General features: G+C 65.0%; 15 protein-coding genes and 1 other RNA gene. 8 read left to right on the top strand and 8 right to left on the bottom strand.

All coding sequences use genetic code 11. The annotated features are described in order from the left end of the window. Nucleotides 1-297 precede the first annotated feature (297 nt). From gcvP to AN401_RS06620, 6 genes are all read right to left on the bottom strand, one after another. Nucleotides 298-3,180, bottom strand: coding sequence for an aminomethyl-transferring glycine dehydrogenase (gene gcvP / locus AN401_RS06645; RefSeq protein WP_096778857.1), 2,883 nt, complete (start codon nucleotides 3,178-3,180; stop codon nucleotides 298-300). Nucleotides 3,181-3,412: 232 nt separating this feature from the next. Further along, a complete protein-coding gene (gene gcvH / locus AN401_RS06640; protein ID WP_096778856.1) occupies nucleotides 3,413-3,802 on the bottom strand; it encodes a glycine cleavage system protein GcvH in 390 nt (129 codons plus the stop codon). Between the two features lie 19 nt (nucleotides 3,803-3,821). Next, nucleotides 3,822-4,925 carry a glycine cleavage system aminomethyltransferase GcvT gene (gene gcvT, locus AN401_RS06635; RefSeq protein ID WP_096778855.1) on the bottom strand — a complete coding sequence of 368 codons (1,104 nt, stop codon included), beginning with the start codon at nucleotides 4,923-4,925 and terminating at the stop codon, nucleotides 3,822-3,824. A 320-nt stretch (nucleotides 4,926-5,245) separates the two neighbouring features. After that, nucleotides 5,246-6,457 carry an FAD-dependent monooxygenase gene (locus tag AN401_RS06630; RefSeq protein ID WP_094037889.1) on the bottom strand — a complete coding sequence of 404 codons (1,212 nt, stop codon included), beginning with the start codon at nucleotides 6,455-6,457 and terminating at the stop codon, nucleotides 5,246-5,248. Nucleotides 6,458-6,460: 3 nt separating this feature from the next. Beyond that, entirely contained in the window at nucleotides 6,461-7,651 is a 1,191-nt protein-coding gene (gene ubiH, locus AN401_RS06625; RefSeq protein WP_096778854.1) for a 2-octaprenyl-6-methoxyphenyl hydroxylase, read from the bottom strand. 21 nt (nucleotides 7,652-7,672) lie between these two features. Continuing rightward, nucleotides 7,673-8,239: a UPF0149 family protein gene (locus AN401_RS06620; protein ID WP_094037891.1), complete on the bottom strand. Its 567-nt coding sequence runs from the start codon at nucleotides 8,237-8,239 to the stop codon at nucleotides 7,673-7,675. 149 nt (nucleotides 8,240-8,388) lie between these two features. On the opposite strand from AN401_RS06620, the gene AN401_RS06615 reads away from it, so the two are divergent. Then, nucleotides 8,389-8,688 carry a cell division protein ZapA gene (locus AN401_RS06615; RefSeq protein WP_094037892.1) on the top strand — a complete coding sequence of 100 codons (300 nt, stop codon included), beginning with the start codon at nucleotides 8,389-8,391 and terminating at the stop codon, nucleotides 8,686-8,688. A 17-nt stretch (nucleotides 8,689-8,705) separates the two neighbouring features. Next, nucleotides 8,706-8,887, top strand: a non-coding RNA gene (gene ssrS, locus AN401_RS06610) — 6S RNA. A 72-nt stretch (nucleotides 8,888-8,959) separates the two neighbouring features. Here the strand turns inward: ssrS and AN401_RS06605 are convergent. Together AN401_RS06605 and AN401_RS06600 are read right to left on the bottom strand one after the other, a co-directional pair. Then, a complete protein-coding gene (locus AN401_RS06605) occupies nucleotides 8,960-9,505 on the bottom strand; it encodes a DUF2231 domain-containing protein (protein WP_096778853.1) in 546 nt (181 codons plus the stop codon). Then, nucleotides 9,502-10,932: an ethylbenzene dehydrogenase-related protein gene (locus AN401_RS06600; protein ID WP_096778852.1), complete on the bottom strand. Its 1,431-nt coding sequence runs from the start codon at nucleotides 10,930-10,932 to the stop codon at nucleotides 9,502-9,504. Before AN401_RS06600 ends, AN401_RS06605 begins: the two co-directional genes overlap by 4 nt. 220 nt (nucleotides 10,933-11,152) lie before the next feature. On the opposite strand from AN401_RS06600, the gene AN401_RS06595 reads away from it, so the two are divergent. The 6 genes from AN401_RS06595 to modC all read left to right on the top strand — a co-directional run bounded on the left by AN401_RS06595 (nucleotide 11,153) and on the right by modC (nucleotide 15,545). After that, nucleotides 11,153-11,383 carry a VF530 family protein gene (locus AN401_RS06595; protein ID WP_094037895.1) on the top strand — a complete coding sequence of 77 codons (231 nt, stop codon included), beginning with the start codon at nucleotides 11,153-11,155 and terminating at the stop codon, nucleotides 11,381-11,383. A 69-nt stretch (nucleotides 11,384-11,452) separates the two neighbouring features. Further along, nucleotides 11,453-12,031: a 5-formyltetrahydrofolate cyclo-ligase gene (locus AN401_RS06590; RefSeq protein WP_094037896.1), complete on the top strand. Its 579-nt coding sequence runs from the start codon at nucleotides 11,453-11,455 to the stop codon at nucleotides 12,029-12,031. 66 nt (nucleotides 12,032-12,097) lie between these two features. Next, nucleotides 12,098-12,757: a ribose-5-phosphate isomerase RpiA gene (gene rpiA, locus AN401_RS06585; RefSeq protein ID WP_096778851.1), complete on the top strand. Its 660-nt coding sequence runs from the start codon at nucleotides 12,098-12,100 to the stop codon at nucleotides 12,755-12,757. A 181-nt stretch (nucleotides 12,758-12,938) separates the two neighbouring features. Beyond that, nucleotides 12,939-13,694 (top strand): molybdate ABC transporter substrate-binding protein, encoded by a 756-nt coding sequence (gene modA / locus AN401_RS06580; protein WP_096778850.1) that lies wholly within the window; start codon nucleotides 12,939-12,941, stop codon nucleotides 13,692-13,694. A 109-nt stretch (nucleotides 13,695-13,803) separates the two neighbouring features. Beyond that, a complete protein-coding gene (modB, locus tag AN401_RS06575) occupies nucleotides 13,804-14,481 on the top strand; it encodes a molybdate ABC transporter permease subunit (RefSeq protein WP_198401882.1) in 678 nt (225 codons plus the stop codon). Beyond that, nucleotides 14,478-15,545 (top strand): molybdenum ABC transporter ATP-binding protein, encoded by a 1,068-nt coding sequence (gene modC / locus AN401_RS06570; protein ID WP_094037900.1) that lies wholly within the window; start codon nucleotides 14,478-14,480, stop codon nucleotides 15,543-15,545. Before modB ends, modC begins: the two co-directional genes overlap by 4 nt. Nucleotides 15,546-15,601 lie beyond the last annotated feature (56 nt).

Below are 15,601 nucleotides of genomic sequence, written 5' to 3'. Positions count from 1 at the left end.
TTTTGCCGATCTTGTATCGACCAAAAAAAGGGCGCCTCGCGGGCACCCTTCAGACTGCTGACAAACCTTTGGGTTTACCCAAACAGACAACACCCATGCCAAAACAGGCGGACAAAGGGAACGACTCCGCCGACCGTTGGCGCCAGGGATGGCGCCGTCGAGCCCCCAGGGAAGGGTTTACGGCGAGTCGGTGGAGGTGGCCCTTTGGCCGCCCCGTACTTGTGGAGCAAGCGACTTTTTCATCAAACTAAAGGGCGCCTCGCGGGCGCCCTTGTCGTTATCCAGAACCTGGTACTCTTACTCGCCGTAGGCCTCGGTGGGCAGGCAGCTGCAGAACAGGTTGCGGTCGCCGTAGACGTCGTCGATGCGGTTCACGGTCGGCCAGAACTTGGAACGACGCACCTCGACCGAGGGGAATACCGCCTGCTCGCGGCTGTAGGCACGGTTCCATTCGGCGTCCATCACGTCGTCCTGGGTGTGCGGGGCATTGACCAGGGGGTTGTCCTCCAGGGTCCACTGGCCGCTCTGCACCCGGCGCATCTCCTCGCGGATCTGCTTCATGGCATGGATAAAGCGGTCGATTTCCACCTTGGACTCGGACTCGGTCGGCTCGATCATCAGGGTGCCGGCCACCGGGAAGCTCATGGTCGGCGCATGGAAGCCGTAGTCCATCAGGCGCTTGGCCACGTCCATCTCGCTGATGCCGCACTCTTCCTTCAGCGGGCGCAGATCCACGATGCACTCGTGGGCCACCCGGTCGTTGCGGCCGGTGTAGAGGATGGGGAAGTCCTCGGCCAGGCTTTTCATCAGGTAGTTGGCATTGAGGATGGCCACCTGGGTGGAACGCTTGAGGCCTTCGTCGCCCAGCATGGCAACGTACATCCAGCTGATCGGCAGTATGCTGGCGGAGCCGAAGGGGGCCGCGGACACGGCGCCGTTGTCGCGGCTTTCCTTGCCGGTCTTGACCACGGCGTGGCCCGCCACGAAGGGTGCCAGGTGCGCCTTGACGCCGATGGGACCCATGCCGGGGCCGCCGCCGCCGTGGGGAATGGCGAAGGTCTTGTGCAGGTTGAGGTGCGACACGTCGGAGCCGATAAAGCCGGGCGAGGTGATGCCCACCTGGGCGTTCATGTTGGCGCCGTCCATGTACACCTGGCCGCCGTAGCTGTGGATGATGTCACAGATCTCGCGGATGCTTTCCTCGTACACCCCGTGGGTGGAGGGATAGGTGGCCATGATGCAGGCCAGGTTCTCGCCCGCCTCGGCGGCCTTGGCCTTGAGGTCGGCCATGTCCACGTTGCCCTTCTTGTCGCAGGCCACCACTATGACCTTCATGTTGACCATCTGGGCCGACGCCGGGTTGGTGCCGTGGGCCGAACTCGGGATCAGGCAGATGTCGCGGTGCCCCTCATTGCGGGACTCGTGGTACTTCTTGATGGCCAGGAGGCCGGCGTATTCGCCCTGGGCGCCGGAGTTGGGCTGAATGCAGATGGCGTCGTAACCGGTGACCTTCACCAGCCAGTCTTCCAGCTCGCCGATCATCTGCTGGTAGCCGACCGTCTGATCCAGGGGCGCGAAGGGGTGGATCTGGGCGAACTCGGGCCAGCTCACCGGCACCATTTCGGCGGTGGCGTTGAGCTTCATGGTGCAGGAGCCGAGCGAGATCATGCCGTAGTTGAGCGCCAGATCCTTCATTTCCAGCTTGTGGATGTAGCGCAGCATCTCGCTTTCGGAGTGATACTGGTTGAACACCTCGTGGCTGAGGATGGGCTCGTCGCGCAGCAGGGCGGCGGGAATGGAGCCGGTACCCTTGGCGGCGACGGCGTCCAGCGCCTCCACCTCCAGGCCGTGGCCTGCCCCCAGGAAGAGGTCGAACAGCTCCGCCACATCGGCGCGGGTGGTGGTTTCGGACAGGGACACGCCCAGGGCGCCGTCCAGGTCGGTGCGCAGGTTGACGCCGGCGGCCAGGGCGCGGGCGACGATGGCGTCCTTGTCATTGGTGACGATGGTCAGGGTGTCGAACCAGCTGTCATGCTTCAATTGCACGCCCTTGGACTTGAGGCCCAGGGCCAGGATGTCGGTCAGGCGGTGGGTCCGCTCGGCGATGCGCTTCAGGCCCTCCGGACCGTGGTAGACGGCGAAGAAGCTGGACATGTTGGCCAGCAGCACCTGGGCGGTACAGATGTTGGAGTTGGCCTTTTCCCGGCGGATGTGCTGCTCGCGGGTCTGCATCGCCATGCGCAGGGCCGGCTTGCCGCGGCTATCCCTGGACACGCCGATGATGCGGCCCGGCAGGGAGCGCTTGTGCTCGTCGCGGGTGGCGAAGAAGGCCGCGTGGGGACCGCCGTAGCCCATGGGCACGCCGAAGCGCTGGGCGTTGCCCAGCACCACGTCGGCACCCAGCTGGCCCGGGGCCTTGAGCAGCACCAGCGACAGGATGTCGGCGGCGACGCAGGCGATGCCCTTCTGGCTTTGCACCTTGGCGATCAGGGCCTGGATGTCGCGGATCTGGCCGGTGGTGGACGGGTACTGGAACAGGGCACCGAACAGTTCGTGCTCCACCACCGCCTCGGCGGGGGCCACGACAATGTCGAAACCGTAATGTTCGGCCCGCTCGCGCACCACGTCGATGGTCTGGGGATGGACGTCATCGGCGATAAAGAAGGTGTTGGCCTTCTTGTTCTTGCTCACCCGCTTGGCCAGGGCCATGGCCTCGGCGGCGGCGGTGGCTTCGTCCAGCAGCGAGGCGCTGGCCAGGGGCAGGCCGGTGAGATCCTGGGTCATTTGCTGGAAGTTGAGCAGCGCTTCCAGGCGGCCCTGGGCGATCTCCGGCTGGTAGGGGGTATAGGCGGTATACCAGCCCGGGTTTTCCAGCACGTTGCGCTGGATCACCAGGGGCACATGGGTATCGTGGTAGCCCATGCCGATATAGCTCTTGTACACCTTGTTCTGCTGGGCCAGGGACTTCAGGTAGGCCAGGGCCTCCACTTCGGTCCGACTTTCACCGATGCCCAGCGGCTGATCGTTCAGGATGCTGGCGGGTACGGTCTGGCGGATCAAATCGTCCAGGGACTCGGCGCCCACCACCGCCAGCATCTCGGCCACTTCCTGCTCGGAAGGCCCGACATGGCGGCCGATGAATGCGTTGTTCTGCTCAAGTTCTAACAAAGACTGGGTCATTTTCTTTCACTTCCTTAATAGGCCGGCAGCAGAGGGGCTTCCGGACCGGCAATGCGGCAGTTCAGAGGAGGACAAAGGGAACGGCTCCGCCGACCGTCACCTGCCAGGGATGGCAGGTGCGAGCGTACAGGGAGGTATTCACAGCGTGTCGGCGGAGCTGGCCCTTTGGCCGACCTGCAGCGAAAGTTCAGACTTTGTCGATACAATAAGCCCCCAAAAAGGGGGCTTGGGATCACTCTTCCTCGATGCTGTTCTCGTAGCCTTCGGCATCCAGCAGCTCGTCCAGATCGGACTCGTCGGCGAGCTTGATACGGAACAACCAGCCATCGCCGTAAGGGTCGGAGTTGACCAGCTCGGGGCTGTCTTCCAGATCCTCGTTCACGGCGATGATTTCACCGCTGATCGGGGCATAGATGTCGGACGCGGCCTTGACGGACTCGGCCACGGCGCAGTCTTCGCCCACGTCCACGGTGCGGCCCACTTCGGGCAGCTCAACAAACACCATATCACCCAACAGATCCTGCGCATGCTCGGTAATACCGACCACGGCTTCACCGTTTCCTTCCAGCCGTACCCATTCGTGAGAGCGGGCATACTTCAATTCACTGGGGATATTGCTCATCAGTTGTTCCTCTTGATTCTTAAAACTCGGCGACCGCTTGGCCGAACCGTACGAAAGTCGGCTTCACCACGGAGACCGGCATCCATTTTTTACGCAGTTCCACTTCGGCATTGGCGCCTATGGAGCGCGGAACCCGCGCCAGGGCAATGCTGAAACCCAGTGTAGGCGAGAAGGTGCCGGAAGTGATAATGCCTTGTTGTTCATTACCTTGCTCATCGACAAAGCGCACCGGGGTACCGGCGCGCAACACGCCTTTTTCCTTCATCACCAGGCCCACCAGCTTGGGTTGGTCACCGGCCGCGCGCTGGGCTTCCAGCGCCTGGCGGCCGATAAAATCGCGCTCGGCGGGCTCCCAGGCAATGGTCCAGGCCATGTTGGCGGCCAGGGGAGAAATGGTTTCATCCATGTCCTGGCCGTACAGGTTCATGCCCGCTTCCAGGCGCAGGGTATCCCGGGCGCCCAGGCCGCAGGGGCGCACGCCGGCGTCCTTGAGCGCGTTCCACAGGGCCGCGGCTTCGTCGGCGGGGACCACGATTTCATAGCCGTCTTCCCCGGTGTAGCCGGTGGTGGCGATAAAGAGGGAGCCTGCCTGCACCCCGAAGAAGGGTTTCATGCCGGCCACGGCGGCGTTCTGCCCGGCGCTGAACACGGTGGCCGCCTTGGCCTTGGCGTTGGGGCCCTGCACCGCGATCATGGCCAGCTCGGGCCGCTCGGTAAGGGTCACGTCGAAGCCCGTCGCCTGTGTGGTCATCCAGGCCAGGTCTTTCTCGCGGGTGGCGGAGTTGACGATCATGCGGTAGTCGTCGTCGGCGAAGTAATAGGTGATCAGATCATCGATGACGCCGCCCTGCTCGTTGAGCATGCCGCTGTACACGGCCTTGCCGGGCTGGGTCAGGCGGCCCACGTCGTTGGCCAGCAGCTTCTGCAGGAAGGCCTTGGCCTGGCTGCCCTTGACGTCCACTATGGTCATGTGGGAGACGTCGAACATGCCGGCGTCCTGGCGCACCGCGTGGTGTTCTTCCAGCTGGGAGCCGTAGTTGATGGGCATGTCCCAACCGTGAAAATCCACCATCTTGGCACCGGCTTCCAGGTGCTGGGGGTGCAGAACTGTTTGCTGAGTCATGGCGCTTCCTTTTGTTTGAGGCCTGGCCTGTGAGCGATAATCCGGTATTGCCCCCCGATTATACTCAAGCCGGCCCGGGATAGAACCGACCTACACTCAAAAAAAACTTATCGTTTTATTTTTGTAGCCAAAAAGTAAGCAGCAACAGGGTAGCCATTTTAACGAAAGAAAGCGTTTAACTTGGAATTAAATTTCAAAAATTAACAAAAAATCAATATTAAAATTATGTAAAACCCTTCCAGTAAGCATAAGCACAAATGCTTTAACCAAAGGGCATCAAAAACAAGCCACAGAAAAACTAATCACAAAAATCAATCGGATTAGTTTTTCTCAAGGCTGGAAAGCGCGGGCTGCAGGCCGTCAATGCCGAGTGCCTGGGCCGCCAGCCGCCGTTTGAACGGCGTCAGCCGGTCGGTCAGGCCCAGTCCCAGGCCCCTCAGCCCCTGTACCAGGGGGTGGCTGGCGCCGAACAGCCGCTTGAGGCCTTCCATCGCCGCCAGCAGAGTGGCCGCTTCCGCCTTGCGCCAGCGCTCGAAGGATCTCAGCCCCGCCAGGGCGCCGATGTCCCTCCCCTGACCGTGCAGGCGGGTCAGGGTCTCGGCCAGGGCGGCGGCGTCCTGCAGCCCCAGGTTGACCCCCTGCCCCGCCAGCGGGTGTATGGTGTGGGCGGCGTCGCCGATCAGCGCCCAGCGCGGGCCGCAAAACTGCTGGCTGAAACGGGCCCGCAAGGGGATCGCCATGCGCGGCCCCAGCACGGTGCACAGGCCCAGGCGCAGATCGAAGGCGTGGGACAGCTGCTTGTTGAACTCGGCCTCGGGCAGGGCCGCCAGGGCCTCGGCCCGCTCCGGAGCACAGGACCAGACGATGGAGCACTGATGCGCGTCCGCCAGCGGCAGGAAGGCCAGGATGTCGTCGCCGCGAAAGATCTGCCGGGCGGTGCGGCCATGGGGCTCGGCCGTGGCCACGGTCGCCACCAGGGCGCTGTGATCGTAGTCCCACTCGGTCATGCCCGGCTGCAACTGGCCACGCAGCCAGGAGCGGGCGCCGTCGGCCCCCACCAGCAGGCGGCCGGTGAGGGGGGTGCCGTTGTCGAGCAGCACGAAGGCCCCCTGCTCGCTCACCGACAGCGACGCCGCCCGGGCCGGCAGGTGCAGGCTGATATGGGGGCATTGCCGGGCCCGGGCCAGCAGGGACTGCTGCAACAGCCGGTTTTCCACGATATGGCCGAGGTGGGGCTGGTGCAGCAGGGCGGAAGAGAAACCGATGCGGGCGAAGCTGTCCGCCTCCCACACCTCCATCTCGGTATAGGGACCGAGCCGGCCGCTGTCGCCCGGCCAGGCGCCGAGCCGCTCCAGCAGGGTCTGGGAAGCCAGGTTGATGGCGCTGACCCTGTTGTCGGGAATGGCGGGCAGTTCGCCCTCCTCCTGCTGCCCCTCGATCACCGCCACCCTGAGCCCGCTGTGCTCCAGGGCCAGCGCCAGGGTCAGTCCGACCATGCCGCCACCGATAAGGATGATGTCCGCCGCTTGCATTGCTTACCTCTTGCCCATGGCCCGCCAGGCCAGTTGACTCTTGAAGGAAGGGCAGGCCGCCATGGCCGTCAGCCCCAGGTTGCGCCCGGCCGCCAGGGCCGGGTGATCGCTTGAGAACAGCAGCGCCAGGGCCGTGGTCAGGCCGACGATGGCGGCCTGATCCGGCTGCCGCGCCCGGCCGTAGCCCGACAACACGCCATGGCTGCCGATATCCCGCCCGTCGGCCAGGGCTTGTCGCAGGGCCGCCGCCAGGGCGGCCACGTCGCGCAGCCCCAGGTTGAACCCCTGGCCGGCGATGGGGTGCAGCAGGTGGGCGGCATTGCCCACCAGCACCAGCCGGTGGTGCCAGGGCCGCTCCACCTCGTCCAGCACCAGGGGGTAGCGGTGGCGCTCGCCGGTGCGCACCAGGCGGCCCAGGCGGTAGCCGAACTCCCGCTGCAGGGCGGCGAGAAAGGCCGCATCATCCAGCGCCATCAGTGCTTTCGCCCGTTCGTGACTGGCGCACCACACCAAAGAACTGCGCCCCTGGCTCATGGGCAGCAGGGCGATGGGCCCCTCGGGGGTGAAGCGTTCGAAGGCCCGCCCCCGGTGGGGCTCGGCGCTTTCCACGTTGGCGATCACCGCGCACTGGCCGTAGTCCAGCTGGCGGCAGGGCAGCCGCAGTTGCCGGCGCACCAGGGAGCGGTTGCCGTCGGCCGCCACCAGCAGGGCGGCGCTGAAGGCGGCGCCGTCGTCCAGGGTCAGCACTATGTTATCGGGCTGCTGGACAAATTCCTTGATCCTGGCCGGGCACAGCAGCCGGATATTGGGTCGCTCGGCCATCTGCCGGTAGAGCCCCTGCCCCACCGGGGTCAGTTCCACCACATAGCCCAGGGCCGGCACCCGGTATTCGGACGCCGTCATCTCCACCCGGCCGAAATGGCCCCGGTCGGATACCTGGATATGGGTGATGGGCGTGGCCAGGGGAGCCAGCCGCGCCCAGAGCCCCAGCTGTTCCAGCAGCTCACGGCTGTGCCAGGCCAGGGCGATGCTGCGGGCATCGAAACCGGGATGGGCATCGAAGTCGGGCGGCGCCGCCTCGATCACGGCGATGGACAGGGAGGAGCCGTCGGGCCGGCGCAGGGCGGCCAGCCCCAGGGCCAGGACGGCGCCGGCCATGCCGGCGCCGTTGATTACCACGTCAAAATGGGTCATAGGCGGTTGCGGTAACGGGGATCAGTGCAGGGTGGGACGCCGGGGCGCGGGCTGACCCTTGCCGAATTCCTCGAAGGCCAGGGTGGCGCCCAGTTTCAGGTGCTCGTAGAGCACGGTGTAGGCCGCTTCGCTCTCTTCGTCTTCCTGCTCGAATTCGCCGGAGACCTGGGTGATGTTGCTGATGTCCTGGATCATCTCCTGCAGCTCGGGCGAGGCCTTGTTCAACTCCTGCTGCACCACCCCGAAACCGGCCAGGAAGGCGCCGGCCCATTCCATCATGGCATCCAGCCGCTCGTCGAGGGGCTGGTCGTCGTCCGGCATCAGCAGCTCCAGCCGGTGCTGGCTCAGCAGGTCCTCGTACACCCGGTAGAACAGCAGGTTGACCGCCTTCTTCAACTCGGCCGGCAGGCCGAAACCGTCATTCAGCAAATCGTTGAAATGCTGCTGCCAGCGGGCATCGTCCTTGGCCATGCCGCCGCAGATCAGGCCGCAGATAACGCCGTGCACCTCGGCGGCGGTGGCCACCATGTTGTGTTCTTCCAGCAGGGAGGTGAAGGCGTCATAGTCGAGACGGGCGTTGTCGTTCATCATTTACTCGATTGGCGAAAAGGTGGCACATATTACTGCGGATCCTAGCACTGTGGCCCGGTCCAGGCCAGCAACCCCTTGAAACTTCTGGAACGCCACTATATAGTCGCCACAATTTTATTGCCCATTGCACGCCACCTGAGGACCACATGACCACAGCGGCAATCGACATCGTTATACTCGGGCGCCCGTACAAGGTGGCCTGCCCTGTCGGACAGGAAGCGGCATTGCATAGGGCGGCCAACATGCTCAACGAGCGGATCCGCAATTTCAAGCAGGGCGGCAAGTCGGCTTCCAACGAGCAAATCGCCATCATGCTGGCGCTCAATGTCTGCCACGAGCTCGAGCTTGAAAAGGACAAGAACAATCAGTACGCTGATGCCATGGATAAGCGCATCAAGATGCTGCAGCATACCATCGAGGAAGCGCTGGCCAGCAAAGTCGGTTAAGCGTTACAATCAGTTTGTTTTCCCTGGGGTGTCCGTCAGTGGGTGGCGTCCCTGAGCCGATATCGACAGCAAAGGAAAGTCGCGTTATTTGCTATTGAGCAAGCTCGGCCCGACCGAGACGCCTGCGGCAGATACCGGGTTTCCGCCTTGAACCATAGGGTTCAAGGACTAACACCTGCAACGGCACTCCGGGGACCCTTCTCCAACCGAATCCTCCCTATTTCAGGCGGCACCGAAACAAATGCCCGGCCCCGCCCGTGGTTGTCCCTTATTACCTCCGCTTGTTGCCCAGGCCGCCGATCAGGCAAAGCCCTCCGAGCGCCAGCAGCAGCAACAGGGCCCAGTAAGGCAGGTAGAAGGTACCGTAGAGGTTCCAGCCCAGTCGCTCCAGCAGGTGGGACATGGCCGTCGGCGCCCCGGCCAGGTGCCCGCCCAGGGTGCCGGTGATGGCGAACAGGCCGCTGCCGACCAGCGCCAGCACCACCAGCACGGCGCCTCGTCCGCCGCTGAAGGCCTGCTCGCCGCCCCGCCAGACCAGCAGGGTGATCACCGTCCACAAGGCGGTGGCCCAGAGTGCCATCAGCAGATGGTTGCGCGTCAGCGGACTGTTGAGGCTGGCCTCCATCGGCCATACCAGCAGGCCGCTCGCTATCGCCGCCAGGGCTCCCAGCCAGGCCAGGGCCAGCACCGCCAGCACCCCGCCACGGCAGAGCCGACCCGCGGCTCCCCGTACCCCTACCCCCAGCAGCAGCATCAGGGCGGCCAGGGCCCAGAGCGCCAGCGGAAAATGAACCAGCATATGATGCATGCCTGTCATGATCTCTCTCCCTTGAAGGTGCTGAAGTGCCGGCGCAGGCCGAGCCAGAGCCCCAGCATCAGTACCAGGCCTGCGATCAGGGTCAGCCGCCACTGGCGGATGATTTCGTCATTGAATTCCATCTCCACCCCGTAGATGGCCAGCTGTCGCTCGCTGTGCCGGGGGCGCACCGGGGCTCCCGCCGCGATGTCGGGAGCCCCGGCGTGGGCCCGGCTGATCAGCAGGGGCCAGTTGACCTGACCAGGATAAAAGAGGGTGATGTCGGTCCAGCCCTCCTCCGGCCAGTCGGGCCGGTCGCCGCTGAAATAGCGGGCGGACAGGTCGGCCTCCCGTCCCAGCCCCAGGGTGTGGGGGTGCGAGACATAGTGCCAGCGGCTGCCGGTGGCGTCCCGGTGCACCGCAAACGCCAGATCGTAGCGCCCCTGGGGATGAAAGGCCTTGTCGTCCAGCGGGTTGCCGGTATCCAGCGCCCGCGTCAGGGTGACATCCCACCAGCCCGCCTGCCAGCGCCCCTGGCCCTGCACGGTAATATCGCCCCGGGAGCCCTGCCCCTCCCGCAGCAGGCGGCGCGGTATCACATCGTCCTGCTGCCAGGGATAGTCGGGGTCGAAGGGCTTGGCCAGGGCGTCGGACAGGTAATAGATGCCGTCGAAGTCGACCGCCTCCGCCTGGACCTGCTGCCAGCGCAGGGCGTCGATGCCCGCCTTGTCGCGGTCGAACATGAACAGGGGCTGCTGGTGCTGCGGATCCCAGTTGTCGGTGAAGGCTCCCCGACCGGCATCGCTGAGCCGGTGCTCGGCCACCAGCTGGTCATCGGACATGCCCACCGCATTGGAGCGGCCGGCCCGCCAGTGCCAGAGATCGAGGAAGTAGCCGGCGGCCCGCTGCGCCGCCAGTTCCGGCTCCGGCTTCAGGCTGCGCCAGTCGGCCGGGTCATGGCGGGTCTCCGGCAGGTGTTTCTGCACCTCGTTGGTGCCGAGCTTCCGGCCCAGGTGGGGATGGGCGGCCACCTCGTCCTTGTCGGCCTGGTCGGTAAAAAAACGCATGCCGGCGCCCACGGTAATGTAGCCGCCATAGCGCCCGAATTCCGGTACCCGGCCGTCATCCACCAGCATGGTGACCCTGTCTTCATAGGTACCGTCGGGATCCGGGCCCACCCGGGAGGCCCCATGGCGCACCCAGAGCCCGTCCTGGTAGCGCAGCATGTCGTGGTAGACATGGGGCCGGTCCGCCGGCCAGCGATAACGGAAGAATATCCGCTCGTCGTTGTAGGCCACCTGTACCCGAAGCGGCATGGTCAGCTTGTCCGGTATCCAGATATTGCGTCCGGGATCCGCTTTCACCACCCCCTTGCCCTGGCTGACCCAGGCCACGGCCAGCCCCGCCAGGAAGCAGGCCACCACCACCGGCATTCGTTGCAGCAGCATCTTGAACTCCTTTTTCCATGACTCTGGCGAGTCCGTTACAGTCCATTAACACCTCTTTGAGGGTAGCCGCCTTTGGCAAAAACAGACTTGTTCTGGATCATGCTGAAGGCCAAATGGAAATCGGACACTGCCGACGTGCGGGTTGCCGACATGCGGGTTGCCGAGCTGCGCCACCCTGCTACAATCGGCGCTGTTTTCACCCCATAACAGGCGCCCATCGATGGCAGAGCAACCCAATAATCCCCTGCACGGCATCACCCTGGAAGCCCTGCTGACCGAGCTGGTCGAACGCTACGGCTGGGAAGAGCTGGCCCGGCGGGTCAATATCAACTGCTTCAAGCAGGATCCCAGCATCAAGTCCAGCCTCAAGTTCCTGCGCCGCACCCCCTGGGCCCGCACCCAGGTGGAAGAACTGTACCTGCGCCTGAAAAACAGCCCCTGGCATCGCTGACGGCCGCTTTGCATTGCCGGCGAAGACTGCGATAAGCTGCCGTTAGTCTCTTTTTTACCGGAACCCGCCATGACTGACAGACACCAGATCAGGCAGCAGATACGCCAGGCCCGCCGCCGGCTGACCGAGGCCGAACAGGACGCCGCGGCCCGCACCATCGCAGAGCGGGTGGCCGACACCCCTCACCTGGCCTCGGCCCGGCGGGTGGCACTGTACCTGGCCAACGACGGCGAACTCGACCCCCAGCCGCTGATCGACTGGTACTGGTCCCGGGGCGCCCAGGTCTACCTGCCGGTACTGCACCACTTCAGCCCGGGCCACCTGCTCTTTCTGCGCTACGATCCGGACACGGCGCTCATCGCCAACCGCTTCGGCATTCCCGAGCCCCGGCTCGATGTACGCCTGCTGCTGCCCAAGGCGGAGCTGGAGCTTATCTACACCCCCCTGGTGGCCTTCGACGCCGCCGGCAACCGCATGGGCATGGGCGGCGGCTTCTACGACAGGACCCTGTCCGGCTGGCACCGGGGCCAGGGTCCGCGCCCGGTGGGCCTGGCCCACGACTGCCAGCAACTGGCCGCCATTCCCACCGACCACTGGGACGTGCCCCTGCCCGAGCTGCTCACGCCCAACCGGCACTGGCGCTGGTAAAAGCCGCATGCAAGCAGGGCCGCCTTTGCTATAATGCGCGGCACTTTTGCAGGAGACAGCACAGCCATGACACAAGACGAAATGAAAAAGGCCGCCGGCTGGGCGGCGCTGGAGTACGTGACCCCGGGCACCCTGGTGGGCGTGGGCACCGGCTCCACCGTCAACCACTTTATCGACGCCCTCGGCTCCATCAAGGACCAGATCAAGGGCGCCGTGTCCAGCTCCGAGGCCTCCACCGCCCGGCTGCAGCAACTGGGCATCGAAGTCTTCGATCTCAACGAGGTCGGCGAGCTGGCGGTCTATGTGGACGGCGCCGATGAAATCGACGGCGCCATGGCGATGATCAAGGGCGGCGGCGCGGCCCTGACCCGGGAGAAGATCGTGGCCGCCGTGGCCGACAAGTTCGTGTGCATCGTCGACGGCAGCAAAACCGTCGAGGTGCTGGGCGCCTTCCCGTTGCCGGTGGAAGTGATCCCCATGGCGCGGGAGTACGTGGCCCGGGAACTGGCCAAGCTCGGCGGCCGCCCCGTCTACCGGGAAGGCGTGGTTACCGACAACGGCAACCAGATCCTGGATGTGCACGGTCTCAAGATCACCGATCCCAAGGGCCTGGAGACCCGCATCAACGCCATCGTCGGCGTGGTCACCAACGGCCTCTTCGCCGAACGTGGCGCCGATGTGCTGCTGATCGGCACCCCCGAGGGCGTGGTGCGCAAGGGCGCCTGATCCCGCCCGGGCCAGGCGTTCTGTCTGGCCCTTCTCCTCCCGTTATACCCCCCTAATTATTTTCAAATAAAAACAGATCTTGCCAAGGGTTATATAACCCACTACATTACGCCAATCGCTATTATTTTTTTATACAGCGAAATATCACCCTCCCTGTTACCTTGGATGGAGTCAACACCCGATGACATGGATACTCGGTCTGCTGCTGGCCCTGGGGCTTTCCTTCACCGCCCAGGCGGAAAAGTTCACCATCGCCGCCGCCTCGGATCTGCGCTACGCCCTGGACGACATCCTCGAGGGGTACAAGGCCGAGCACCCGGACCAGCAGGTGGAGGTGATCTACGGCTCCTCCGGCAAGATGACCACCCAGATCATCAACGGCGCCCCCTATGATGTGTTCTTTTCCGCCGACATCGCCTTTCCCGAAAAACTCAAGGAGGAAGGCCTGACCGCCACCGAGCCGGAAGTCTACGCCATCGGCCGCATCGTACTCTGGAGCACACGCCTGGATGCCGGCCAACTTACCCTGGCGGACCTGACCCGGGACGACATCAAGCGCATCGCCATCGCCCAGCCGGCCCATGCCCCCTACGGCGCCCGTGCCCAGGAAGCGATGACCGCGGTAGGCGTCTGGGAGCAGGTGCAAAACAAATTGGTGTTCGGGGAGAATATCGCCCACACCGCCCAGATGGTGGCGTCGGAGGCGGCCGATGTGGGCATCATCGCCCTCTCCCTGGCGCTTTTCCCGGATCTGGCCAGCCACGGCCATTACCTGATCGACGACCGGTTGCACCAGCCCCTGACCCAGGGCTATGTGGTGACCAAGAGGGCGGAGCACAACGAGGCGGCCAGGGGCTTCGCCCGCTATATGGCGACCGAGCCGGCCCACGCCATCATGGAAAAATACGGCTTTCTGCTGCCCGATCAACAGCGCTAACATCTCCGGACTCGGCTAACCCGCCGGCCCCGTTGAGCCCGTCCCCGCCACCTCGCGAGGCCGGGGCTCTTTCATGGAAGACGCGAAAGGATAAGTTGTTATGCTCAGCCTGAGTCCCAGCGACTGGGTCGCCATCCAGGTCACCCTCAAACTCTGCCTGTACAGCACCCTGATCCTGCTGGTCATCGCCACCCCCCTGGCCTGGTGGCTGGCCGGCCCTCGCTCCCCCCTGCGCATCGCGGTACAGGCACTGGTGGCCCTGCCCCTGGTGCTGCCGCCGACGGTGCTCGGCTTCTACCTGCTGATCACCCTGGGCCCCCGCGGCTGGGTCGGCGGCACCCTGGAGTCCCTGGGGCTCAATCATCTGGCCTTCACCTTCGAGGGCATACTGATAGGTTCGGTGATCTATTCCCTGCCCTTCGCGGTGCAACCCCTGCAGGAGGCCTTTACCGCCCAGGGCCGGCGCCCGCTGGAGGTGGCCGCCTCCCTCGGCGCCGGCCCCCTGGATCGCTTTGTTACCGTGCTGTTGCCGCTCAGCCGGGGCGGCTTCGTGATCGCCGCCACCCTCAGTTTCGCCCATACCCTGGGCGAGTTCGGGGTGATCCTGATGCTGGGCGGCAGCATCCCCGGCCAGACCAAGGTACTGTCCACCACCATCTACGATCACGCCGAAGCCATGAACTACGACGCGGCCCACAGCCTGTCGCTGCTGCTGCTGGTGTTCGCCTTCCTGGTGCTGTTCGTGGTCTATGCCGTCAGCCGCCGTTTCGAGAGCGTCCGCCTATGAGCCTTGTTGTCAAAGCCCGGTTGCAACGCCAGGATTTCGAGCTGGATGTGGATTTTTCCCTGCCACTGGACGGAGTCACCGCCCTGTTCGGCCGCTCCGGCTGCGGCAAGACCACGCTGCTGCGCCTGATTGCCGGCCTGGACAAGGTGCCGGAGGCCGAGGTCCGTTTCGGCGACCAGCGCTGGCAGCAGGGCCGCCACTTTCTGCCCCTGCACCGGCGGCGCATCGGCCTGGTGTTTCAGGAGCACAGTTTGCTGCCCCACCTGTCGGTGCGAGGCAACCTGGAGTACGGCCTGCGTCGCACCCCGGTGGCGGAGCGGCGCCTGAGCCTGGCCGAGGTGACGGCCATGCTGGGCATAGAGGCGCTGCTCGAGCGCACCATCGATCGGCTTTCCGGCGGCCAGCGCCAACGGGTGTCCCTGGGCCGGGCCCTGCTCGCCAGCCCCCGGCTGCTGCTGCTGGACGAACCCCTGTCGGCCCTGGATACCCAGACCAAGCGGGAGATCATGCCCTTCCTCTCCCGCCTGGCCCGGGAGGCCGGCGTGCCCATACTGATGGTGACCCATGCCCCGGAGGAGGTGGAGCGGCTGGCGGATCGGGTGCTGTTTATGAGCCGGGGACGGGTCGACGCCATTTCCCCCCTGCGGGAAGCCCTGGTGCGCCCCGATTCCCCCCTGTTCGACGAGGAAGGGCCGGTTTCCGTGCTGGAAGGCCGGCTGGGCGAGCGTGACCGGCACGGCCTTTATCCCTTCCACACGGCGGCCGCCACCCTCTGGGCCGGCGCCCGGGGCACCCCGCCCGCCACCAGCCGGCGCCTGCGCATCCTGGCCCGGGATGTCAGCCTGGCCCTGGAGGCGCCGGGGCGCCTCAGCATCCGCAACCGCCTGCCGGTGCACATCACACAAATCGGCCCGGTGGTGGAAGGTCACCAACTGGTGATCTGCCGGCTGGCCGACGGCCAGCCCCTGCTGGCGGAGCTGACCGCCTGGTCCGTGGCCGAGCTGGCCCTGGCCCCGGGCATGTCGGCCCAGGCCCTGATCAAGTCCATGGCCCTGCTGGAATAAGGCGCCGGGCAGTTGAGGCCGCCCGGCTTTCCGGGGACAATGCCCTTTTCACTCGG

The organism is Zobellella denitrificans, assembly GCF_002407485.1.
In the GTDB taxonomy this organism is placed as follows: Bacteria; Pseudomonadota; Gammaproteobacteria; order Enterobacterales; family Aeromonadaceae; genus Oceanimonas; species Oceanimonas denitrificans.
The sequence above is the reverse complement of the archived record's forward strand: the minus strand, read 5'-3'. Positions and strand labels throughout refer to the sequence as shown.

Bases quoted from the DNA above. Each gene is read 5' to 3' on its own strand.
- gcvP (WP_096778857.1), bottom strand. From the start codon at position 3,180: ATGACCCAGTCTTTGTTAGAACTTGAGCAGAACAACGCATTCATCGGC.
- gcvH (WP_096778856.1), bottom strand. From the start codon at position 3,802: ATGAGCAATATCCCCAGTGAATTGAAGTATGCCCGCTCTCACGAATGG.
- gcvT (WP_096778855.1), bottom strand. From the start codon at position 4,925: ATGACTCAGCAAACAGTTCTGCACCCCCAGCACCTGGAAGCCGGTGCC.
- AN401_RS06630 (WP_094037889.1), bottom strand. From the start codon at position 6,457: ATGCAAGCGGCGGACATCATCCTTATCGGTGGCGGCATGGTCGGACTG.
- ubiH (WP_096778854.1), bottom strand. From the start codon at position 7,651: ATGACCCATTTTGACGTGGTAATCAACGGCGCCGGCATGGCCGGCGCC.
- AN401_RS06620 (WP_094037891.1), bottom strand. From the start codon at position 8,239: ATGAACGACAACGCCCGTCTCGACTATGACGCCTTCACCTCCCTGCTG.
- AN401_RS06615 (WP_094037892.1), top strand. From the start codon at position 8,389: ATGACCACAGCGGCAATCGACATCGTTATACTCGGGCGCCCGTACAAG.
- AN401_RS06605 (WP_096778853.1), bottom strand. From the start codon at position 9,505: ATGACAGGCATGCATCATATGCTGGTTCATTTTCCGCTGGCGCTCTGG.
- AN401_RS06600 (WP_096778852.1), bottom strand. From the start codon at position 10,932: ATGCTGCTGCAACGAATGCCGGTGGTGGTGGCCTGCTTCCTGGCGGGG.
- AN401_RS06595 (WP_094037895.1), top strand. From the start codon at position 11,153: ATGGCAGAGCAACCCAATAATCCCCTGCACGGCATCACCCTGGAAGCC.
- AN401_RS06590 (WP_094037896.1), top strand. From the start codon at position 11,453: ATGACTGACAGACACCAGATCAGGCAGCAGATACGCCAGGCCCGCCGC.
- rpiA (WP_096778851.1), top strand. From the start codon at position 12,098: ATGACACAAGACGAAATGAAAAAGGCCGCCGGCTGGGCGGCGCTGGAG.
- modA (WP_096778850.1), top strand. From the start codon at position 12,939: ATGACATGGATACTCGGTCTGCTGCTGGCCCTGGGGCTTTCCTTCACC.
- modC (WP_094037900.1), top strand. From the start codon at position 14,478: ATGAGCCTTGTTGTCAAAGCCCGGTTGCAACGCCAGGATTTCGAGCTG.